The sequence below is a fragment of the Streptomyces sp. 2-1 genome (assembly GCF_048564895.1).
Taxonomy (GTDB): Bacteria; Actinomycetota; Actinomycetes; order Streptomycetales; family Streptomycetaceae; genus Streptomyces; species Streptomyces phaeochromogenes.
This window is the reverse complement of the sequence record NZ_CP183383.1, coordinates 1,762,862-1,782,874: the sequence shown is the minus strand read 5'-3', so window position 1 is coordinate 1,782,874 and position 20,013 is coordinate 1,762,862. Positions and strand designations below refer to the sequence as shown.

The window sequence follows — 20,013 nt, the reverse complement described above, 5'->3', positions numbered from 1 at the left end:
CGGGGTGTTGCACGGCGGTTTCCTCAGCATCCTCAGCGAGGTGCCGGGGCGGCCCACGCGTCGTCGTCCAGGGCGAGGCAGCGGTCGGTCTCCGCGCGCGTCGGCATGACGGGCACGTCGTCCCTGGTCCGCAGCGCGGCGGCGGCAGCCAGATGGCCGAGGCGCAGCCGTGACCGTTCGTCGCGGTCCTCCAGGACGCCGGCGAGGTAGCCGGCCGCGAACGCGTCGCCCGCGCCCACCGGTTCGACGACCTTGGTGGGCAGCGAGGGCACGAACATCCGTACCCCGTCGGCGTACGAGGTCGCTCCGTGCTCGGCGTCCTTCACGACCACGACGGGCGCGGGAGCGAGCAGGGCCGCGATGTCGTCCGGAAGGGCGGTGCCCCACAACTCCTCGGCCTCGTCCCGTCCCACGAACACGATGTCCGCGGCGCGGGCGAGCGCCAGCAGACTCCGCGCGGCGTCCGTACCGCGGTCGCGCCAGAGCGCGGGACGGTGGTTGACGTCGAAGGAGACGACCGGACCGCGCCCGGCGCGGTCCTCCCGGCCGAGCAGCAGCGCCTCCAGCAGACGGGCGCAGCTGTCGGAGACGGCCGCGGCCACGCCCGACAGATGCACGATCCGGGCCTGGCGGAGTACGGGCAGCCGGGCCAGCTCCGGCCCCATCCGGGACGCGGCCGATCCGCCGCGGTAGTAGTGCGTACGGGTGCGGTCCGGGCCCGGGTCCTTGAAGTAGACGCCGGTCGGCCGCTCCGGGTCGGTCTCCACGGCGCTCACGTCCACGCCCCGCGCGGTGAGTTCGGCCAGGATGCGACGGGCGAACGGATCGTCACCGAGTCGGCTCAGCCAGGCGGCGCGGTGCCCGAGACCGGCCAGTCCGCAGGCGACGTTGGACTCGGCACCGCCGATGGCCATGCTGAGCACCGCCTGCTCGGCGAACGGCCGGGCGTCCGGCGGGCTGAGCACCGCCATCGTCTCGCCGACGCACACGACATCGGCCACCGGCTCCTGGCTGTCGGCGACGTGGGGAGTGGACGGCAAAGACACGGGATTCTCCTGGCGTACGGGACGGGGCGGGGCGGGGCGGGAGTGCGGACTCAATGACGTGGCGGCGTGGCGGGCGGGCCCGGGCACAAGGACCCGCCGCGTCACAACCCCGCGGCTGCGGCGGCTGCGGTGACGTCAGGCGTATCGGGCGTATCTGCCCCGAGCCGCAACATCACCTTGCTGCTCCCGCTCCCCGGATCCGCGGCCACGGCGAGCGCCTCCTCGGCCCGTTCCAGCGGGAAGCGGTGGGTGATCAGCGGGGTCACGTCCAGGCCGTCCCGGAGTGCGAGCAGCGCCTCGTCGATCTCCTCGACGAAGCGGTACGAGCCGATCCAGGTGATCTCGCGGGTCACCAGGTCGCCGAGCGCGGCGGCCACCGCCGTACCGGGCAGGTTGCCCACCTGGACGAGGGTGCCTCCGCGTGCCGTGGCCCGCAGCACGGGACCGAGCGCGGCCGGGGCGCCGGACGCCTCGAAGACCACGTCCACGTCCTGGGGCAGCTTGTCGCCGGCGGACAGGTCGCACGTCTCGTCGGCGCCCATGGCGCGGGCGACGGCGAGGGACGACGAGGCCAGATCGGCGGCGACGACCCGGCCCGCTCCGCGGTAGCGCGCGGCGGCGACGACCAGGGAGCCGATCGGTCCGCAGCCGTTGACCAGGACCGTACGGCCGCGCAGTTCGGGGGCCCGGCCGACGGCGTGCAGGGCGACGGCCAACGGCTCGGCGAGGGCGCCCTGTTCGGTGCCGACGCCGTCCGGCAGCGGCCGGATCTGGGTCGCGGGAACCGCCCTGTACTCGCTGAACCCGCCGTCGGTGTGCGGGTCGAAGGCCGCCGAGCCGAAGTAGCGGACGCGCGGGTAGAGGTTGGTCCGGCCGGCGATCCGCTCGGGAAGGACGCCGTCGCCGACGAGTTGGGCCGGGTGCACGGTGACCGGCTGCCCTTCCCGGAGACCGGTGACTCCGTTGCCGAGCGCGGCGACCCGGCCCGCGAACTCGTGCCCGAGCACCAGCGGATGGGCGAGCGCGGCGGTGCCGGACGCCCCCTTCTTCCAGTACGCGATGTCGGATCCGCAGATCCCGCCCCACTCCAGGGCCAGCAGCACCTCGCCCGTGCCCGGTACCGGCCGGGCCCGCTCGTCGACGCGTACGTCGCCGGGACCGTGCACCACAACCGCCCTCATACGGCGTCCTCCAGCCGGACCAGATCGCGTCCGCGTGTCTCGGGCGCGAGGAACGCGCTGACGAAGGTGATGAGCGAGTAGACGACGAGCATGGCCGCGATGGGCCACCAACTGCCGGTGACGGCCGTGAGCGTGGCCGCGAGGACCGGCCCTATCGCGGTGGCGAGGATGCCGCCGATCTCCTTGGCGAGCGCGAGCTGGGTGAACCGGGTGCGGGAGCCGAAGAGTTCGGCCATCGTGACGCTTTCGAGCGAGAACAGCCCGAGGACGCCGACGTTCAGGCCGAGGACCATGCCGAGCATGATGCCCGGGGTGGACCCGGAGGTGATGAGGAGCATCACCGGGAACGCGAGGACGACGGTCAGAGCTGAGAGCGCGAGGTAGACCGGGCGCCGTCCGAAGCGGTCGCCGAGCAGGCCGATCACCGGCACGGTGGCGAAGCCCAGCAGCGAGCCGTACACGATCGCGTCCGTCGGGACGGACCGGCCGACCGCCAGGTTGGTGGCGATGTAGCCGACCAGGAACGTCTGCATCAGCCCGGAGTTGCCCGCCTGGCCGAAGCGCAGCCCCAGCGCGAGGAAGAACGCCTTGCCCTTGCGCTGGCGGATGCCCGCCGCCAGGACGCTGCCCTTGTGCTCGTCCGCCGTGGCGATCGCGGACTCGACCTCGTCACGGGCCAGCGCCACACCGTCGACCACGTCGGGGCGCTCCTCGAAGACCGGGCTCTCCTTGAGACTGCGGCGAATCCAGACCGCGAAGATCATCAACCCGAAGCTCAGCAGGAAGGGCAACCTCCAGCCCCAGGAGAGCAGCTGGTCCTCGCTGAGCACGGCGAGCAGGATGGCCCACAGACCGGAGGCGGCGAGCGTCCCGGAGTTCGTGCCGAGCGACACCAGCGAGGAGATCAGGCCGCGCTTCTTCACGGGCGCGTACTCGGCCAGCATCACGGTCGCCCCGGCGATCTCGGCACCCGCGCCGAAGCCCTGCACCAGGCGCAGCACGACGAGCATGATCGGCGCGAGGATGCCGATGGTGGCGTAGGTGGGCAGGGCGCCGATCAGAGTGGTGGAGGCGCCCATCAGCAGGATGGTGAGGAACAGGACCTTCTTGCGGCCGATCCGGTCGCCCATCCGCCCGAAGTAGACGGCGCCGGCGAGCCGGGCCACGTACCCGACGCCGTAGGTGGCCATCGCGGCGATGAGCCCGATGGCCGGGCTGACGTCCGGGAAGAAGATCTTGTTGAAGACGATCGCTGCGGCCAGCGAGTAGAGCTGGAAGTCCATGAACTCCATGGCCGTGCCGAGCCAGCCCGAGACGGCTGCCCGGGTCAGATCGCGGGTGCTGCGCTGAGCGGATGGCGTCTGCTGAGCGGCTATGACGCTGTCCTTCATCGTGAACTCCATTGTTCGGGGACGGGGAGGGAGGCTGTGGGGAGGGACGGGGGATCAGATCTCGACGCGGCCGGCCCGCAGCGCGGGGAGCCGGTCCGCGACCGCGGCGACGAGCGCCGCGTCGTCCGCCAGGTCCGCCGCACCGAGCACGCGCAGCAGTGCGCGTACGGCCTCGGTGGGCCGGGCCGACGGCCCCCAACAGGCGGTGAGTGCCTCGGCGGCCGGATCGGTGGGCGCGTCGGCCCGTCGGGTGCTGTCCGCCCAGGCTGCGAGGGCGAGTTCGAGGACGGAGGTGCTCGCGCCGCGGGCCCGCAGTTCGCGCAGGGCCGGCAGCCAGCGCTCCGTGATCTTCAGTGATCCGTCGGAGCCGATCTGCCGCAGCAGGTGACGCATGGCGGGATTGCGGAAACGTACGACGAGATCGTCGGCGTACGCGACCGGATCGGGGCCGTCGGCCGGGAGGGTCGGGGCTACCTCCGCGCACAGCGCCCGCACGAGGCGCTCGCCCCAGTCCGCCGCCATGGTCTCGGCGATCGTGGTGAGCCCCGCGGCGGTGCCGAGGTAGGCCAGGGCGGAGTGGGAGCCGTTGAGCAGCCGCAGCTTGGTGAGCTGGTAGGGCGCGACGTCCGGGACGAACAGGGCGCCGTCGAGCTCCCAGGGCGGCCGGGGCGCGCCGAAGGAGTCCTCCAGCACCCACTGCCGGTACGGCTCGCCCGTCACGGGGAGGGCGTCGCGTACCCCGAGCGCCGCTTCGGCCGCCGCCCGGTCGGCCTCGCTCGTCGCGGGCACGATCCGGTCCACGACCGTCGCGGGAAAGGCGACGGCCTCGGCCAGCCGGTCCAGAATCTCCGTGCGGTCCGGCCAGGCCGACGCACGGATGTAGTCGTGGATCACACGGCTCAGCGCGGCACCGTTGTCCGCCATGTTGTCGCAGGACACGACATTGACCGGGGGCGCGCCCGCCCGCATCCGCGCGGCCAGCCCGGCGGCCAGCCGTCCGACCACCGTGGTGAGAGGCCCGTCGGCCGCTGCCGCGAGGTCGGCGGCGACGGGCCCGGCCGCGGTGTCCAGCCCACCGGTCGACGGGGAACGGTGATAGCCCTTCTCCGTCACGGTCAGCGTCACCACCGTCACCTCGGGGTCGGCGAGGAGGGCGTCGACGGTCTTGGCGTCGGGGCCCATGGCCAGCGCGCCGACGACCGAGCCCACGACACGCGTGCGGTGCCCTTCCGGACGGCGTTCGGTGAGCGAGTACAGACAGTCCTGGTCCCGCAGGGCGCGTACGGTCGCGGCCGACCGGGGCGCGACCGCGGTGATGCCCCAGGGCTCGCCGGAGCGCGCGGCGGCCTGCTCGGTGAACACGGCCTGGTGCGCCCGGTGGAAGGCGCCGAGCCCGAAGTGGACGATATGGGTGCGCAGTTCGGCCGGATCGACGGCGGGCCGTTGCTCGGGCGCGAGCCGGAGGAGGGCCTCCCGGTTCAACAGGTCGTCGGCGCTCACCAGTCGTGCACCGACCCGTCGAGACGGCGGGCGACCGGGAGGTAGCGCCGCTGGTAGGGGAACCGCTCGGCGGCCTTCTCGTCGTACTCGACGCCGAGGCCCGGCTCCTCGGAGGGGTGCAGCATGCCGTCGGCGAAGGTCACCCCCGTACGGAACACCTCGGCGGTCTCGTCGGGGTGGCCCATGTGCTCCTGGATGCCGAAGTTCGGCACGCTGATGTCGACGTGCACGGCGGCAGCCATGCTGACGGGGGAGAGGTCGGTCGCCCCGTGGGAGCCGGTCCGCACCTGGTAGAGCGCGGCGAGGTCGAAGATCCGCCGCAGATGTGTGATCCCGCCGGCGTGGACGACGGTGGTGCGTACGTAGTCGATGAGCTGCTCGGTGATCAGGTGCTGGACGTCCCAGATCGAGTTCATCACCTCGCCGACCGCGATCGGCGTCGTGGTGTGCTGCCGGATCAGCCGGAACGACTCCTGGTTCTCGGCCGGGGTCGGGTCCTCCATCCAGAACAGCCGGCAGCCCTCGACGCTCTTGCCGAACCGGGCCGCCTCGATCGGGGTGAGCCGGTGGTGCACGTCGTGCAGCAGGTGGAAGCCGAAGCCGAAGCGTTCCCGCACCGCCTCCAGATAGGTGGGCGCGAAGCCGAGATAGGCCTCGGTGTCCCAGGGCTGCTCGTCCGGCAGCTCGGTCGCGGCCGGCTCGTAGACCTTGCCCTTGCGCACTCCGTACGTGCCGCCGACCTCGGGCACGGCGGCCTGCGCCCGTACGGCCTTGTAGCCCAGCTCCAGGTAGCGCTCGACGTCGTCCAGCAGCGAGGGCGTGTCGGTGCCGCTGGCGTGCGAGTAGACCAGCACGCCGTCGCGGGACCGGCCGCCGAGGAGCTGGTAGACGGGCAGCCCGGCCGTCTTGCCCTTGATGTCCCACAGGGCGGTGTCGACGGCGGCGATCGCGGTCATGGTGACCGGCCCGCGCCGCCAGTACGCACCCTTGTAGAGGTACTGCCACATGTCCTCGATACGGGCCGGGTCCTTGCCGATCAGCAGGGGAACCACGTGGTCGCGCAGATAGCTCGCCACGGACAGCTCACGACCGTTGAGCGTCGCGTCACCGAGCCCGGTCACCCCGTCCGTGGTGGTGATACGCAGCGTGACGAAGGTCCGGCCGGGGGAGGCGACGAACACCTCGACGCGTTCGATCTTGCTCACAGGTACTCCTTGGCTACTTCCTGGTCGCGAAGTACTTGTATACAAGCATCTGTCGCGCAGCATGGCAATACTTGTGGCGCCGCCCTACGTACGATGTGCACATGGCTCAAACGAACGGGCGGACGAGTCGGCGCGATATCTATCTGAAATTGCGTCAGTTGGTCCTGACCCTCGAACTTCCCCCGGGCGCGGCCCTGTCGGAGAACGAACTCGCCGCGTCGCTGGGCGTCAGCCGCACGCCCGTGCGGGAGAGCCTGATCCTGCTGGCTCAGGAGGGCCTGGTGCAGGTCTTCCCCAAGATCGGGTCGTTCGTGTCGCGGGTGGATCCGGCACAGGTCGCCGACGCGCAGTTCCTCCGGGAGGCGGTCGAGCTCGCCTCGCTCGACGATCTTCCCGAGCTCCTCGACCCCGCCGTCGTCGAGGAACTGCGGGGCAACCTGAACCGCCAGCGGCGCGCTGACCTCGACCTGGAGGAGTTCTTCGATCTGGACGAGGCGTTCCACCAGGGCCTGATGCGCCTGAGCGGTCACGGCAACGTGTGGACCACCGTCGCCGCGGCCAAGGGCCACCTGGACCGGGCCCGCCGCCTCGGCCTGCACGAGAACGTGTCCCCGGCCGTCTTCGCCGCCCAGCACCACGAGATCTTCGAGGCGATCGTCGGCGGGAACGTCCCGCTCGCCCGCACGGCCATGCGTACGCACCTGCGGGCCGTCTTCAGCGACATCGAACGCATCCGCGCGCACTCGCCGGAACTGTTCGCCACCGACGCCTCGACGGTGCCCGTACGACGCAACGTCGTCGTCTGGGAGTGACCTGCCGGTAGCTCGGGCCTCCGATAATTGCTTCCCTTCTGCAACCAATACACTGCGGCGACGCGTCCGTCACTTCAGCGAATCGGGGGAGCCGCAGAGATGAACGCCTGGAACCCGCAGGGGCCGCCGCCGTACGACCCGCACGGTGGCAATGTGCCTCCGCAGCCCCAGGGGCCATACCCGTACAACACCGCACCGCCGCCCGGCGGTTACCCGCCCAACGCGCCGTACCCCAACGCCCCGTATCCCAACGGTCCGCACCCTTACCCTCCGCAACCCCGCCCGCCGTACCCGGGGCCGCTGCCCCCGCGCCGCGTGGGTCCGCTCGGGCGGCTGTGGCGCACCGTGGGTCCCATCGCGATCGGGCGCAAGGTCTTCACGCCGTCGCGGCCGGGCCGGGTCGACGACGAGGTGGTCGCCCGCATCCAGAAGATCCGCACCATCGTCGGCCTGTGCGCCGTCGTGTGGGTGACGATCTCCTACAAACTCGCCGAGTCCGCGGGGGACATCGCGAGTGACCGCGGAAACCAGGCCTGGATCAACGTACTTGTGCTCGCGGCGACCTTCCCGGTCGCCGTCGGTCTGCTGATCGCCGTGGCCCGGCCACCGGCCCGTCAGGAGTTGCTGCGCCGCACCGCGAAGCCCTTCGGTTCGATCCTGGCCATCATGGGGGCCATGTTCGTGTTTCCCGCGGGCGTGCTCACGGGTTTCGCCGGCGGGCGGTTTGCCACCAATCCCGTGATGACGGTGGTCACGGTGGTCGGCATACTGCTCACGATCGTCTGGGTCCTGCCGTTCGTCTTCTACGGCGTCGGTATGTCCCTCGTCCATGTCTTCCGCACGGCGGACATCCATGAGACGGTGCCGCCTCTGCTGGCCATCACGCTCGTGTGGGAGATGGCATTGGTGGACATGTTCACAGGGGCCTACGACACTCTGCCGGGGCCCGTCCGGATCGTTGTCACGCTCGGCGCGCCGCTGTCGGTCACCGCGGTGGGCCTCTGGGAACTGCGCCGCCTTCGTACCAACTACGGCCTCACACTGCGCGGCGCGCTCATGCGCTGAGAGCGCAGATCCCCGGGAGGGGTCCCGGGGGCGGGGCCGCACCATGCGACATCGAGACTCGTTCTGCGACCGGGGGAGACCAGGATGAACGAACCGACGCATGCCCTGCCCGAAATGCCGGAGCCCACGCCCACCGAGAACCGGGGGCACGACCCGCTGGCCGTTGCCCTCGGCAACGCCTCGCTTCTCGGCGTCGGTTACCTGATGCTGCGGCGACGCAGACTCGCCGTCGCCGCCGCGGTCGTCACCGTCGTGCTCGTCTCCCGGCTCGTCTCGACCGCCCGGCCGGCGTACGAGATCGCCGTGCTCGTGTGGTGGGTCGCGGTCGTCGCCCACGGGTGGTTCCTGGCGAGCAGGGGCGGCAGCGGGGTCGTGTTGCGCCGTCAGCGCGTGGTCGCGCTCTGCATCACGCTGTCGGTACTGCTGGCCGTGGCGCTGCTGCGTTTCGACGCGTCCAGGATTGAGGAGAGCGTCACCGAGGCACGCGAACGAGGCGACTGCGCCGGGGTGTTGAGCGCCCAGGACAGGGTGTGGTTCGGGCATCGAGTCGCCGACGCCCCGCTGGCCGCCCGCGGCGACGAGACCGTAGAGACATGCGACCGGCTTCGGACGGCCCGGACCGAACTGAACACCGCGCTGACCGGGAACACCGACGCCCTGGACGAGGGCTTCGGCACACTCGCCTCGGTCCTGGCCGAACCCGGCAACGAGAAGACGGTCGAGACGACCCTGACCGGATTCCTCGGGGGCCTGCCCGCCAAGGACCCCTGCACCACCGTCACCGTCACCGAATGGCTCCGCGAGCGGAAACGCAGCCACGACGTACTGGACCGGTCCGCCGACAAGGCCCGGCGGACCGCACCCGCCGCGCTCGTCGGATGCGGTGACGACCTGATGGCGGACAGCAGTTGGCAGAACGCCCTGGCGCACTACGAGCAGCTGCTGGACCGCTACCCCGGCGACGACCTGGCGGACAAGGCCAGGAAGGGAGCCCGGAAGGCCACCCAGAGCATCGAGTTGGCCAACGTCCGCAGCCTGCTCACACCGGGCGGCACGGGCTCCCAGCCCGAGTACTGCTCCCGCCCGGCGAAGTACAGCGGGGCCAAGCCCATGGGCAAGGGCACCAACCGCGCGCTGTTCTACACCGGCAACACATACGGCCAGGACTACTCCGACAAACTCCCCGGCTCCTGGAAGGCGGCCGACGCGGCCGACGCCGTCCTGGTGGTCTGCATGGGCGAGGACACCTTCGGCTCGTCCGTCCGCACCTGCCCGTACCAAGGCAAGTCCTCGGGGTCCACCACCTACGTGACCTTCCACAAGATCGCGGTCCCGGTGAAGGTCTACGAGGTGCGCACCGGCAAACTCGTCGCCAAGCGCAAGATCCAGATCAGCGGGTCGAGTTGCCCTGCGAGCATCACGTACTTCGCCTCCAACGACTCCGACTCGGGCCCGCCGACGACCAGGTACGTCAGCGAGTCCAAGGCCGACGTACGCTCCGCGTTCCGACCGCTGGTCGTCCGCTGAGCGACGGGGTGGCCGGGTGAGGGAGCGAACATCCCGTGAAGGGGCCATACGAGGTTCGTACGGCCCCTTCTCGGGAGTCAGCCCTTGGGGAAGAACTCAAGCACCGCTCTGCCGCCCTTCAGGGACTTCACGCGGAAGCCGAGGCTGTTCAGGCCGCCGGTGCCGCCCTCGCCGACCGACGTGCTCAGGAACACGCCGGAGCCGGAGGACTGGAGCACCACGGCATCCTCCGTGACCTTCGTGATCTCAAGGTCGCTGACGCCGAGCCGGCTGTCGATCTTGATGGTCATGGGCTTCGACACGGTGATCTCACACCGTCCGTCGAAGCAGGCGTCGGCATCGGTGCCGCCGCCGGGGGCGTCCGACGTGGCCGCTCCACTCGGGGACGGGGACGGGGACGCGGAGGTGGACGGCGACTCCGTCGGCGAGGGCGGCCGCGCCGACTCCGACGGCGTACGTGTGGAGGACGACTCCGCCCCCTCCCCGGAGCCGTCGTCCCGGCCGTCACCGCCACCCCCTCCGCAGCCGGTGAGGACCACCATGAGGGCCAGTGCCCCCGCGACGCCGACCCGGCCTCTGCCCATGCTCATCCGTTCACCCTTCAACGCGTATCAACTCGTGTGCCCACCACCGCCGTTGAGCCGCGATCTCCATATTCCGTACTTCGGGCTTCGGGCTCCGAGCGCCGGGGCTCTGCGCTTCGGACGAGGGGGCATCAGCCCCTACTTTTACGGACCCGCTTGGGGAGGGGTCCCGGAGCAGCCGGGGAAGTGCCGGAACGAGAACGTCCGGGCCGGCCTGTGCAGGCCGACCCGGACGTCACGATGAACTGGATGAACTGATCAGACGAGGTCGAACCGGTCGAGCTCCATGACCTTGGTCCACGCCGCGACGAAGTCGTTCACGAACTTCTCCTTCGCGTCGTCGGCCGCGTAGACCTCGGCGAGCGCGCGCAGCTCGGAGTTCGAGCCGAAGACGAGGTCGGCACGGGTGCCGGTCCACTTGACGTCGCCCGTGGCGTCGTCGCGGGCCTCGAAGGTGGTCGCGTCCTCGGACGTCGCCGTCCACGTCGTGCCCAGGTCGAGCAGGTTGACGTAGAAGTCGTTCGTCAGCTTGCCGGGGGTCTCGGTGAGGACACCGAGCGACGACTGCTGGTGGTTGGCGCCCAGGACGCGCAGGCCACCGACGAGGACCGTCAGCTCGGGGCCGCTGAGGGTCAGCAGGTTCGCACGGTCGAGCAGCAGGTACTCGGCCGGCAGGCGGTTGCCCTTGCCGAGGTAGTTGCGGAACCCGTCGGCGGTCGGCTCAAGGGCGGCGAAGGACTCCGCGTCGGTGTGCTCCTCCGTGGCGTCGACACGGCCCGGAGTGAAGGGCACCACGACGTCGTGACCGGCGTCCTTGGCGGCCTTCTCGACGGCCGCGCTGCCGCCGAGCACGATCAGGTCGGCCAGCGAGACCTTCTTGGCACCGGAGTTGAACTCCGCCTGGATGCCCTCGAGGACACGCAGCACCTGGGCGAGCTGGTCGGGGTCGTTGGCGTCCCAGCCGCGCTGCGGCTCGAGACGGACGCGAGCGCCGTTGGCGCCGCCGCGCTTGTCGCTGCCGCGGAACGTCGAGGCCGAGGCCCAGGCGGCGGAGACGAGCTGCGAGACGGTCAGGTCCGAGCCGAGGATCTTCGCCTTGAGGGCGGTGACGTCCTCGGCGGCGATGGCCTCGCCCTCCGCGGCGGGCAGCGGGTCCTGCCACAGCAGGGTCTCCGCCGGGACCTCCGGGCCGAGGTAGAGCGACTTCGGGCCCATGTCACGGTGGGTCAGCTTGTACCAGGCGCGGGCGAACGCGTCCGCGAACTCCGCCGGGTTCTCGTGGAAGCGGCGGGAGATGGGCTCGTAGATCGGGTCGAAGCGCAGCGACAGGTCCGTCGTGAGCATCGAGGGGGCGATCTTCTTCGAGGCGTCGTGGGCGGCCGGGACGGTGCCCTCGCCCGCGCCGTCCTTCGGCTTCCACTGGTTGGCGCCTGCGGGGCTCTGGGTGAGCTCCCACTCGTAGCCGAAGAGGTTGTCGAAGAAGCCGTTGCTCCACTGGGTGGGCGTGGTGGTCCAGGTGACCTCGAGGCCGGACGTGATGGCGTCCGCGCCCTTGCCGGTGCCGAAGGAGTTCTTCCAGCCCAGGCCCTGCGCCTCGATCGGGGCGGCCTCGGGGTCGTCGCCGACGCTCTCCGCCGGGCCGGCGCCGTGGGTCTTGCCGAAGGTGTGACCACCGGCGATGAGGGCGACGGTCTCCTCGTCGTTCATCGCCATGCGGCGGAAGGTCTCACGGATGTCGCGGGCCGCGGCGATCGGGTCCGGGTTGCCGTTGGGGCCCTCGGGGTTGACGTAGATGAGGCCCATCTGGACGGCGCCGAGCGGGCTCTCCAGCTCACGGTCGCCGGTGTAGCGCTGGTCGTCGAGCCAGGTGGTCTCGGGACCCCAGTACACGTCCTCCTCGGACTCCCAGACGTCCGCACGGCCGCCGGCGAAGCCGAAGGTCTCGAAGCCCATCTGCTCCAGGGCGACGTTGCCGGTGAGGATCATCAGGTCGGCCCAGGAGAGGCTCTGGCCGTACTTCTTCTTCACGGGCCACAGCAGACGGCGGGCCTTGTCGAGGTTGCCGTTGTCCGGCCAGCTGTTCAGAGGGGCGAAGCGCTGCTGACCGGCACCGGCGCCGCCGCGGCCGTCGCTGATGCGGTAGGTGCCCGCGCTGTGCCACGCCATACGGATCATGAACGGGCCGTAGTTGCCGAAGTCGGCCGGCCACCAGTCCTGCGAGGTGGTCAGTACCTCGGCGATGTCCTGTTTAACGGCAGCGAGGTCGAGGTTCTTGAACGCCTCGGAGTAGTCGAAGTCCTCACCGAGGGGGTTCGCCACGGCGGGGTTCTTGGCAAGGATCTTCAGGTTGAGCCGCTCCGGCCACCACTGGCGGTTTCCGCCGCCCTGAGTCGGGTGCGGCGCGCGCCCGTGCGCGACCGGGCAGCCGCCTGCCTCCTCGGGCTTCGGGTCAGTGACGATCGCATCATGGTTCTCAGTCATGAGAGTCCTTCCGAACTGGGTGGATCACGGTGCTCAGGAACTGCTGGTGGTGGAACAGGCGGGGCACAGGCCCCAGTAGATGACCTCGGCCTCGTCGATCGCGAAACCGCGGTCGTCGGACGCGGTCAGGCACGGGGCGTGGCCGACCGCGCAGTCGACGTCCACGACGACGCCGCACGAACGGCACACGAGGTGGTGGTGGTTGTCTCCGACACGTCCCTCGAACCGGGCCGGGCTGCCGGGCGGTTCGAGGCGGCGTATGAGCCCTGCCGCGGTGAGTGCGTGGAGGGCCTCGTACACGGCTTGCAGGGAGATGTGGCCCACGCGGTCGCGTACCCCGGAGGCGATCGCCTCGACTCCTAGGTGGTCGCCGCTGCGGACGGTTTCGAGCAGTGCGACGCGGGCGGCCGTCACCCGCAGGCCGACACCGCGCAGCTCCTCGGCGGTGGTCGGAGTACGGGGTGTGGTCATGGCGCCAAACCTATCGCCCTAAACACGAACAGTTCAAGAAAGCGAAGGTTCCAGGTTTGGTAAGTCCTGCCGAACAGATCGTGGCCGTCGGTGGCCGGGGCGCCCATTCCGGCCGCGGTGGGGCTTCTGGCGGGGATCGTCGGGTGCGTCACCACCTTGACAGGTGACGAAAATGGCTGGGATCATCATCACCTGTTCGGCAGGTGACGCGACGAGTTGGGTGACGCAGCCTTCGCCGCGACCGAACCGGTTCCAACCCGTTCCAGCCGGATCGAACTCAGGAGGACGAGATGGTGCATCAGGAGAACGCTCCGGACGCCGCCCAAGTTGCACGCCGTACACGATTCGGCGCGTTGCCGCAGCGCATCAGCCTGGCGGACATGGTCGAGGAGAAGCCGGCGACCGTGCCCGACCCGGCGAGGGACACGTACAACTCCGACGAGTGGCTCGTCCGTACGTGCTTGTGAGGCCGGTCGGCCGAGCGGCGGGCCTGGATGTCGGCGACGTAGGCTTGCTCATACCTCCGAGGGGAAACGGCTCATGACCACACCGCGGGACTTGTTGATCGTCGCCATGGATGGAGAATCCGGCCGCCCTACGGACCGGGGCAGCCTGTCTCTCGCGCTCGCCGGGGCCGAGGTCATCGACCTCCTCGGTGCACAGGCCGTCGAGTTGGACGGCGATCGCATCGTGCCCGGCGGCCGGCCCTCCCTGGAGGACCCCCTGCTGCGCGAGGCCGAGTCGGCGCTCACCCAGCAGGCGCCGTACGAGTCGGTGGAGGACTGGCTTTGGCGCCGGGGCCGTGACCTGTCCTCGGCCTATCTGACCGCCTTCGAGACCGAGGGCGGGCTCACCCGGCAACGCCGCCGACTGGTGTCCTTCCGGGCCGGTGACGTGGCGCTCGTCGACTCACCCGCCCGCCGCGGGGCCGTCGACCGCTGGGAGTCGCACGAGCCCGTTCTGGTCGCCCTCGCGACGGCCGCCGGGCTGTACGGCGATCCCCTCGGCGAGGCCGGCGAGGCCGCCGAGGGCTCCCAGAAAACGCCGGACGCCCCGGATGCTCCGGACATCACTGACGACGCGGTGGCGACGGTACTGGCCGCGGTCAACGACGCGGTGATGGAACTGGAAGCCGTGCGGCAGCGCCGGTCCATCGAGGACGCGGCCTTCGACAACATCTGGCGCGGATTCTGACCCGAACCCGCGCCGGAACACCCACGGGTGACCGGTCCCACGGTGACTGACCACGGGGTAAATAGTCGATCGGTCGTATATTGGCCGTATGGGACGGACCAGCAACGCCAGGGAGAAGATCCTCACCGCCGCGCAGTCACTGATCGGGCAGCGGGGCTACTCGGCCCTCGGCACCGCGGAGATCTGCAAGGTCGCGGGCGTGCCGAAGGGCAGCTTCTACTACTTCTTCGAGACCAAGGAAGCGCTCGCCCTGGCCGTTCTCGACGAGCACTGGGAGACCCAGCGCGGCGACTGGAGCCGCGTCCTGCGCGGCGACGGTGAACCGCTCCAGCGGCTGCGGCAGCTGTTCGAGGAGACCGAGGCGGGCCAGCGCGCCGGACAGCAGAGCTGCGGCACGGTATCAGGGTGCCTGTTCGGGAATCTGACCCTGGAGCTGAGCAACCAGACCGAAGCCGTCCGTTCGCGCCTGCAAGGAATCTTCGACGCGCAGGTCGACATGGTCGAGGAGGTCGTCGCCGAGGCGGCGGAGCGGGGCGAGATCGTCGTCGGCGACCACCGCGAGGCCGCCCGGTCCGTCGTCGCGCAACTCGAGGGCCAGGTGCTCTTCGCCAAGCTCTACAACGACCCCCAGCGCCTCGACGTCCTGTGGAGGAACTGCCTCGCCATCCTCGGGGCCCGGCTGCCGGTGTAGGCCGTGGATGCTTGCCGTGGGGTGCTTGCCGCGTGTGCTCGCCGCGGCACGGCAACCTGGCACGAGAGCCCTGTTGAACCTTGGGGACTCGGTACCTCAGCGAACCGCGGTTGGCTGAGCCTGCTTCTTGCGGGCCCGGTAGGCCGCGGCCTTGACCTTGTTCCCGCACGACTCCATGCCGCACCACTGCCGGCGCACACCGCGCGACCGGTCGATGTAGACGCGGGTGCACTCGGGATTGCCGCATTCCTTGAGCAGCGGAACGTCGGGTCCGCCGAGGACTTCGACGGCATGGCGTGCCACGGTGGCCAGCGCCTCTTCGGGCGTTGCGCTCGTCCATCGCCCGGTCGCGGTGAGCTGAGGGGTCGCGGAGGGCTTACGAGCCGTGCTGTTCACCGCGGCGAGCGCCTCCTTGTCGTAGGCCTCGCCGAGCCGCCGGGCGGTGATGAGGCTGTACACGGCCTCCCGTACGACGATCGCCTGCTCGACGTCGGCCGCACGGCTGGGGGAGACGGTGTCGACGACCCCGGACTCGACGTACCAGGCGTCCAGTCGGTCCGGCGACACGAGCGTCTCGAACCGGAGCGTGCGGCGGGCGCGGAGCGTGGCCGCGAAGTCGAGCGCGGGGTTCCCGCAGAAGAAGGCATGATCCAGGTTCACGTCACCATTTTGACCGGTGACACTGAGGCGTGCAAGGGACGCAGGCGGGCAGGGGGGACACGCAGGCGGGCCGCTGTCACCGATCAGGGCCGGCGATGGTCGGGTGGCCGCTGGTTCTTCGGGATCTGCTGCTCGAACCAGACGACCTTGCCCGTGCTGAGCCTCGTCGCGCCCCAGCGTTGCGCGAGCTGGTCGACGAGGAAGAGGCCTCGGCCGCCCTCGTCGCCCGGCTGGGCCTGGCGCATCCGGGGCACCTGGGACGAGTCGTCGGTCACCTCGCAGCGGAGGACGTCGGTGCGCAGCAGGCGCAGCGCGATGGGCCGTGAGGCGAAACGGACGGCGTTCGTCACGACCTCGCTGACCATGAGTTCCGTGGAGTCGAGCATGGATTCCAGGCCCCAGCGGCGAAGTGCCCTGCGGGTGAGGCGGCGGGCCTGTCCGGCGGTCAGCGGGTGGGGGTCCAGGTGCCAGTACCCCACGCTGTCCGGAGGGAAGCCCTCGAACCGGGCGGTGAGCAGCGCGATGTCGTCGTCCCGGGAGCCCGGGACCATGGCGCCCAGGATGTGGTCGCAGAGCAGTTCGAGCGAGGGCGCGGCGCGTCCGCCCGCCGCGGTGCGGAGGCTGGTGCGCAGGGCCTCGACGCCTGTTCCCACGTCCGTCTCGCGCGACTCGACGAGGCCGTCGGTGTAGAGCAGAAGGGTCGCTCCGGTGGGCGCGTGCATCTCCACGGACTCGAAGTCCACGCCGCCGACACCGATGGGGGCGGCCGGGGGGACGCGCAGCACCTCGCCGTGGCCGTCCGGGTGCAGGAGCACCGCGGGCGGGTGGCCCGCGTTCGCGATGAGCAGCCGGTGCGAGATCGGGTCGTAGATCGCGTAGAGGCAGGTCGCGATGTGGTCGCTGCCGAGGCGCTGGGCCTGCTCGTCGAGGTGGTGCAGGACCTCGTCAGGAGGCAGATCGAGCCCGGCGAGGGTCTGCACGATGGTGCGCAGCTGGCCCATGATCGCGGCGGAGGTCATGGAATGCCCCATGACGTCCCCGACGATCAGCGCGACGCGGTTGCCGGGCAGCGGGATGGCGTCGTACCAGTCGCCCCCGACCTGGGCGGTTTTCGAGGCGGGCAGATAGCGACTGGCCAGCCGGATCCCGGTGGGCTCCGGCAGTGACGACGGCAGCATGGTGTGCTGCAAGGTGTCCGCGACGGAGGCCTCGTGTCCGTACATCACCGCTTTCTGTACGCCGATGGCGGTGTGCGTCGCGAGCTGTGAGGCCACGAGCAGGTCGTCACGGGTGAAGGGGGACCGCTCGGGCCGACGCAGGAGGACGACCGTCCCCATGACGTGCCGGCGGCCGTGCAGCGGGGCGATGATCAGCCGGCGCCCCGGCGGGATCGCCTCCGGTACCCCGGCCAGGGGCCCGAGCAGTTCGGCCACCGCGGGCGCGATCCCCGGCGCGTCACCGAAGGCGGGCCGCCCGGTCAGCAGCAGCTTCGAGAGCCGGCCGGCGGTGTCCGGCCGTACGCGCTCGGCGATGTCCGAGTGCAGGGGGCGGCTCTTGAGCAGGGGCGCCCCGGAGGTGGCGGGGGCTTCCGGTTTCCTGCTGACGCTGTGCAGTTGCAGGACGACGGGCGCGGCCGACTTCTCGTCCCCGACGGGGAGCGGATCGTGCAGATGGACGATGATCGCGTCCGCGAAGGCGGGGACGGCGGCCCGGCGCAGTTCGCGGAGCGTCTCGTCCAGGTCCATTCCGCGGGCGATCCGTCGGGTCGCCACGTCCAGGTACTGGAGCCGGTCGGTCTGCTCGCCACCCCTGTCGGGGGCTGGTTCCGGGGTGCTGTCCGGCACCGGGTCCTGGGACTGCGACCGGGACCGGGTCTGGGATTGAGAGCCCCTGCCCTCCGCACGGCGGCCGTGCGGAGGGGGCGGCTGGGGGGTCCGGGTGACCCGCGGGCCCTGAGGGGTTGGGTGCTCCGTCACGCGTTTTCGTCCCGTCGGTGGGCCGCGGTCCGCGGTGAAGGGTCGTGCCTGTTCAGTCGTGCCGTCGGCAGCAGAGGAAGACCTGTTCCTCGGGCGGGACGTCGGCGACCGCCGGGGCGTAGGTGTAGGAGGCCTCCTTGACGATCTCGAAGCCCCCGGCCTCGATGACCTTGTGCAGGTCCTCCAGCACGTATCCGGAAACCCGGATCGTGTTGCCGAGGAACGGGATCGCGTAGTTGTCCACATCGGCCTCCACCATCGAGAGGACGAAGAGGCCACCGGGGACCAGCAGGTGCCGGACGGTCTGCAGCGCGAGGGGAATCTCCACGCGGGGCAGCATCAGCAAGGAGAAGAAGGCCGCGACGGCGTCGAAACGGCCGAGGTCGTGCGGGCCGCCGGGGCGCAGGTCGGCGATGTCCAGTTGGTGGAACGTCGCCGCGGGAACGTACTCCCTGGCGAGCTGCACCATCCTGCGCGACAGGTCGATGCCCACCACCTCGAAGCCGGCGTCCGTCAGCTGGCGCGTGGTCGGCACTCCCGTGCCGCAGCCGAGGTCGAGCACACGCGAACCCGCCGGCAACGAGTCGATAAGCCATTCTCCGGCGGAGAGCTGGCCCTCCTTGTGCGGGAAGGCCTCGTCGTAGCGGTCGCCGATGGCGTCAAAGGCTTCGGCCTGACCGCTGCGGTCAAACCGAATGCTCTCGTAGTCAGCGCCATTGCTCATCTTGGTCACGAAAGTAGCCTTTCGTAGCTCAAATCGAATTATTCCACAATCGCATGATCGGCGGTCGCGGGTGAATCCAGGTGTTCACGGGTCCAGAGCCACACTGCCCCTGATCGTGCCCGGGTCTTGCCCGGTCGGCAGAAACACGTCACACTGATACCGAACGAATGGTCGGTTGGGAAGCTGGTATCGATGACCACGACACACTCCGCCGAGGTGCCGCTCCAGGAGTTGCAGCAGCAGTTCGACGCGACGATCGCGCGGGACCACCGGGTCGAGCCGCGCGACTGGATGCCGGACGGCTACCGCAAGACGCTGGTGCGGCAGATCGCGCAGCACGCGCACTCGGAGATCATCGGCATGCAGCCGGAGGGCGAGTGGATCACGCGTGCGCCCTCGCTGCGCCGCAAGGCCATCCTGTTCGCGAAGGTCCAGGACGAGGCCGGCCACGGGCTGTATCTGTACTCGGCGGCGGAGACCCTGGGCGCCGACCGCGCGGACCTGACCGAGCGGCTGATCGAGGGGCGCCAGAAGTACTCGTCGATCTTCAACTACCCCACACCGACCTTCGCCGACGTCGGCGTCATCGGCTGGTTCGTGGACGGCGCCGCGATCTGCAACCAGGTTCCGCTGTGCAGGAGTTCGTACGGGCCCTATGCGCGCGCGATGGTGCGGATCTGCAAGGAGGAGTCGTTCCATCAGCGGCAGGGCTACGAGCTGTTGATGACGATGATGCGCGGCACCGAGGCGCAGCGGGCCATGGTCCAGGACTCGGTGAACCGCTGGTGGTGGCCGTCGCTCATGATGTTCGGCCCGCCCGACGGCGACTCGCCCAACTCGGCGGCGTCGATGGCCTGGAAGATCAAGCGGCACAGCAACGACGAGCTGCGTCAGCGGTTCGTCGACATGACGGTCCCGCAGGCCGAGAAGCTCGGTGTCACGCTGCCGGACCCGGAGCTGCGCTGGAACGAGGAGCGTGGCAGCAACGACTTCGGCACCCCCGACTGGGAGGAGCTGAAGCGCGTCATCTCCGGCGGCGGACCGTGCAACGCCGAGCGGGTGGAGCGGCGCCGCAGCGCCCACGAGGAGGGCGCCTGGGTACGGGAGGCGGCCACGGCCCACGCGGCCAAGCAGGCGGCACGCGCGCGTGAAGGAGCGACGGCATGAGCGACATCACCCAGGGCACCACCCCGGGCTCCACACAGGGCACCGGCAAGGGCGACTGGCCGCTGTACGAGGTGTTCGTGCGCGGCAAGCGCGGGCTGAACCACGTCCACGTGGGCTCGCTGCACGCCGCCGACGACGCCATGGCGCTCACCCACGCCCGCGACCTCTACACCCGGCGCAACGAGGGCGTCTCGATCTGGGTGGTGCGCTCGGAGCACATCGCGGCGTCCACGCGCGACGAGAAGGACCCCTTCTTCGCGCCCAGCGCAGACAAGGTCTACCGCCACCCGACCTTCTACGACATCCCCGACGACGTCCCGCACATCTGAGGAGCAGGG

The 20,013-nt window shown here is 70.5% G+C and carries 19 protein-coding genes; 8 read left to right on the top strand and 11 right to left on the bottom strand.

Annotated features, from left to right (window positions below; all coding sequences use genetic code 11):
- Window positions 1–32: 32 nt before the first annotated feature.
- The 5 genes from ACN20J_RS08070 to manD all read right to left on the bottom strand — a co-directional run bounded on the left by ACN20J_RS08070 (window position 33) and on the right by manD (window position 6,323).
- Window positions 33–1,046, bottom strand: a complete 1,014-nt coding sequence (locus tag ACN20J_RS08070) for a sugar kinase (protein ID WP_419665603.1) — start codon at window positions 1,044–1,046, stop codon at window positions 33–35.
- Between the two features lie 101 nt (window positions 1,047–1,147).
- Window positions 1,148–2,227 (bottom strand): L-idonate 5-dehydrogenase, encoded by a 1,080-nt coding sequence (locus ACN20J_RS08065; RefSeq protein ID WP_419665602.1) that lies wholly within the window; start codon window positions 2,225–2,227, stop codon window positions 1,148–1,150.
- Entirely contained in the window at window positions 2,224–3,618 is a 1,395-nt protein-coding gene (locus ACN20J_RS08060; RefSeq protein ID WP_189842270.1) for an MFS transporter, read from the bottom strand. The genes ACN20J_RS08065 and ACN20J_RS08060 overlap by 4 nt, the downstream gene beginning before the upstream one ends.
- A gap of 54 nt (window positions 3,619–3,672) precedes the next feature.
- On the bottom strand, window positions 3,673–5,118 hold the full coding sequence (locus ACN20J_RS08055) for a mannitol dehydrogenase family protein (RefSeq protein ID WP_419665601.1): 1,446 nt from the start codon (window positions 5,116–5,118) through the stop codon (window positions 3,673–3,675).
- Complete coding sequence (gene manD, locus ACN20J_RS08050; RefSeq protein ID WP_259333790.1) at window positions 5,115–6,323, bottom strand: D-mannonate dehydratase ManD; 1,209 nt, start codon at window positions 6,321–6,323, stop codon at window positions 5,115–5,117. The genes ACN20J_RS08055 and manD overlap by 4 nt, the downstream gene beginning before the upstream one ends.
- 101 nt (window positions 6,324–6,424) lie before the next feature.
- Here manD and ACN20J_RS08045 point away from each other — a divergent pair, with 101 nt between their 5' ends.
- The 3 genes from ACN20J_RS08045 to ACN20J_RS08035 all read left to right on the top strand — a co-directional run bounded on the left by ACN20J_RS08045 (window position 6,425) and on the right by ACN20J_RS08035 (window position 9,727).
- The gene (locus ACN20J_RS08045; protein WP_419665600.1) at window positions 6,425–7,135 is read left to right on the top strand and encodes a GntR family transcriptional regulator; all 711 of its coding nucleotides are present in this window, start codon (window positions 6,425–6,427) and stop codon (window positions 7,133–7,135) included.
- A gap of 99 nt (window positions 7,136–7,234) precedes the next feature.
- Complete coding sequence (locus ACN20J_RS08040; RefSeq protein ID WP_419665599.1) at window positions 7,235–8,200, top strand: hypothetical protein; 966 nt, start codon at window positions 7,235–7,237, stop codon at window positions 8,198–8,200.
- Between the two features lie 84 nt (window positions 8,201–8,284).
- Window positions 8,285–9,727 carry a tetratricopeptide repeat protein gene (locus ACN20J_RS08035; RefSeq protein ID WP_419665598.1) on the top strand — a complete coding sequence of 481 codons (1,443 nt, stop codon included), beginning with the start codon at window positions 8,285–8,287 and terminating at the stop codon, window positions 9,725–9,727.
- Window positions 9,728–9,804: 77 nt separating this feature from the next.
- On the opposite strand, the gene ACN20J_RS08030 is transcribed toward ACN20J_RS08035, so the two are convergent.
- The 3 genes from ACN20J_RS08030 to ACN20J_RS08020 all read right to left on the bottom strand — a co-directional run bounded on the left by ACN20J_RS08030 (window position 9,805) and on the right by ACN20J_RS08020 (window position 13,263).
- Window positions 9,805–10,317, bottom strand: coding sequence for a hypothetical protein (locus ACN20J_RS08030; protein ID WP_419665597.1), 513 nt, complete (start codon window positions 10,315–10,317; stop codon window positions 9,805–9,807).
- Between the two features lie 252 nt (window positions 10,318–10,569).
- Entirely contained in the window at window positions 10,570–12,792 is a 2,223-nt protein-coding gene (gene katG, locus ACN20J_RS08025; RefSeq protein ID WP_189842264.1) for a catalase/peroxidase HPI, read from the bottom strand.
- A 33-nt stretch (window positions 12,793–12,825) separates the two neighbouring features.
- A complete protein-coding gene (locus ACN20J_RS08020) occupies window positions 12,826–13,263 on the bottom strand; it encodes a Fur family transcriptional regulator (RefSeq protein ID WP_189842263.1) in 438 nt (145 codons plus the stop codon).
- A 290-nt stretch (window positions 13,264–13,553) separates the two neighbouring features.
- Here ACN20J_RS08020 and ACN20J_RS08015 point away from each other — a divergent pair, with 290 nt between their 5' ends.
- The 3 genes from ACN20J_RS08015 to ACN20J_RS08005 all read left to right on the top strand — a co-directional run bounded on the left by ACN20J_RS08015 (window position 13,554) and on the right by ACN20J_RS08005 (window position 15,148).
- Window positions 13,554–13,730: a hypothetical protein gene (locus tag ACN20J_RS08015; protein ID WP_190228761.1), complete on the top strand. Its 177-nt coding sequence runs from the start codon at window positions 13,554–13,556 to the stop codon at window positions 13,728–13,730.
- Between the two features lie 73 nt (window positions 13,731–13,803).
- Window positions 13,804–14,457, top strand: coding sequence for a GOLPH3/VPS74 family protein (locus tag ACN20J_RS08010; protein ID WP_419665596.1), 654 nt, complete (start codon window positions 13,804–13,806; stop codon window positions 14,455–14,457).
- An 88-nt stretch (window positions 14,458–14,545) separates the two neighbouring features.
- The gene (locus ACN20J_RS08005) at window positions 14,546–15,148 is read left to right on the top strand and encodes a TetR/AcrR family transcriptional regulator (RefSeq protein ID WP_361889479.1); all 603 of its coding nucleotides are present in this window, start codon (window positions 14,546–14,548) and stop codon (window positions 15,146–15,148) included.
- Window positions 15,149–15,244: 96 nt separating this feature from the next.
- On the opposite strand, the gene ACN20J_RS08000 is transcribed toward ACN20J_RS08005, so the two are convergent.
- The 3 genes from ACN20J_RS08000 to ACN20J_RS07990 form a co-directional block, all read right to left on the bottom strand.
- Window positions 15,245–15,808, bottom strand: coding sequence for a CGNR zinc finger domain-containing protein (locus ACN20J_RS08000; protein WP_419665595.1), 564 nt, complete (start codon window positions 15,806–15,808; stop codon window positions 15,245–15,247).
- An 83-nt stretch (window positions 15,809–15,891) separates the two neighbouring features.
- Window positions 15,892–17,652, bottom strand: coding sequence for a SpoIIE family protein phosphatase (locus ACN20J_RS07995; protein WP_189842258.1), 1,761 nt, complete (start codon window positions 17,650–17,652; stop codon window positions 15,892–15,894).
- Between the two features lie 184 nt (window positions 17,653–17,836).
- Window positions 17,837–18,508: a class I SAM-dependent DNA methyltransferase gene (locus ACN20J_RS07990; protein WP_189842257.1), complete on the bottom strand. Its 672-nt coding sequence runs from the start codon at window positions 18,506–18,508 to the stop codon at window positions 17,837–17,839.
- Between the two features lie 192 nt (window positions 18,509–18,700).
- On the opposite strand from ACN20J_RS07990, the gene paaA reads away from it, so the two are divergent.
- A complete protein-coding gene (gene paaA / locus ACN20J_RS07985) occupies window positions 18,701–19,675 on the top strand; it encodes a 1,2-phenylacetyl-CoA epoxidase subunit PaaA (protein WP_190228757.1) in 975 nt (324 codons plus the stop codon).
- The gene (gene paaB / locus ACN20J_RS07980; RefSeq protein ID WP_190228756.1) at window positions 19,672–20,004 is read left to right on the top strand and encodes a 1,2-phenylacetyl-CoA epoxidase subunit PaaB; all 333 of its coding nucleotides are present in this window, start codon (window positions 19,672–19,674) and stop codon (window positions 20,002–20,004) included. Before paaA ends, paaB begins: the two co-directional genes overlap by 4 nt.
- Window positions 20,005–20,013 lie beyond the last annotated feature (9 nt).

Excerpts from the sequence above, each read along its gene's own strand:
- ACN20J_RS08060 (WP_189842270.1), bottom strand. The coding sequence starts at position 3,618 with ATGAAGGACAGCGTCATAGCCGCTCAGCAGACGCCATCCGCTCAGCGC.
- ACN20J_RS08065 (WP_419665602.1), bottom strand. The coding sequence starts at position 2,227 with ATGAGGGCGGTTGTGGTGCACGGTCCCGGCGACGTACGCGTCGACGAG.
- ACN20J_RS08040 (WP_419665599.1), top strand. The coding sequence starts at position 7,235 with ATGAACGCCTGGAACCCGCAGGGGCCGCCGCCGTACGACCCGCACGGT.
- ACN20J_RS08045 (WP_419665600.1), top strand. The coding sequence starts at position 6,425 with ATGGCTCAAACGAACGGGCGGACGAGTCGGCGCGATATCTATCTGAAA.
- ACN20J_RS08015 (WP_190228761.1), top strand. The coding sequence starts at position 13,554 with ATGGTGCATCAGGAGAACGCTCCGGACGCCGCCCAAGTTGCACGCCGT.
- ACN20J_RS08005 (WP_361889479.1), top strand. The coding sequence starts at position 14,546 with ATGGGACGGACCAGCAACGCCAGGGAGAAGATCCTCACCGCCGCGCAG.
- paaB (WP_190228756.1), top strand. The coding sequence starts at position 19,672 with ATGAGCGACATCACCCAGGGCACCACCCCGGGCTCCACACAGGGCACC.
- ACN20J_RS07990 (WP_189842257.1), bottom strand. The coding sequence starts at position 18,508 with ATGAGCAATGGCGCTGACTACGAGAGCATTCGGTTTGACCGCAGCGGT.
- paaA (WP_190228757.1), top strand. The coding sequence starts at position 18,701 with ATGACCACGACACACTCCGCCGAGGTGCCGCTCCAGGAGTTGCAGCAG.
- ACN20J_RS08020 (WP_189842263.1), bottom strand. The coding sequence starts at position 13,263 with ATGACCACACCCCGTACTCCGACCACCGCCGAGGAGCTGCGCGGTGTC.
- ACN20J_RS08030 (WP_419665597.1), bottom strand. The coding sequence starts at position 10,317 with ATGAGCATGGGCAGAGGCCGGGTCGGCGTCGCGGGGGCACTGGCCCTC.
- ACN20J_RS08010 (WP_419665596.1), top strand. The coding sequence starts at position 13,804 with ATGACCACACCGCGGGACTTGTTGATCGTCGCCATGGATGGAGAATCC.
- katG (WP_189842264.1), bottom strand. The coding sequence starts at position 12,792 with ATGACTGAGAACCATGATGCGATCGTCACTGACCCGAAGCCCGAGGAG.
- ACN20J_RS08035 (WP_419665598.1), top strand. The coding sequence starts at position 8,285 with ATGAACGAACCGACGCATGCCCTGCCCGAAATGCCGGAGCCCACGCCC.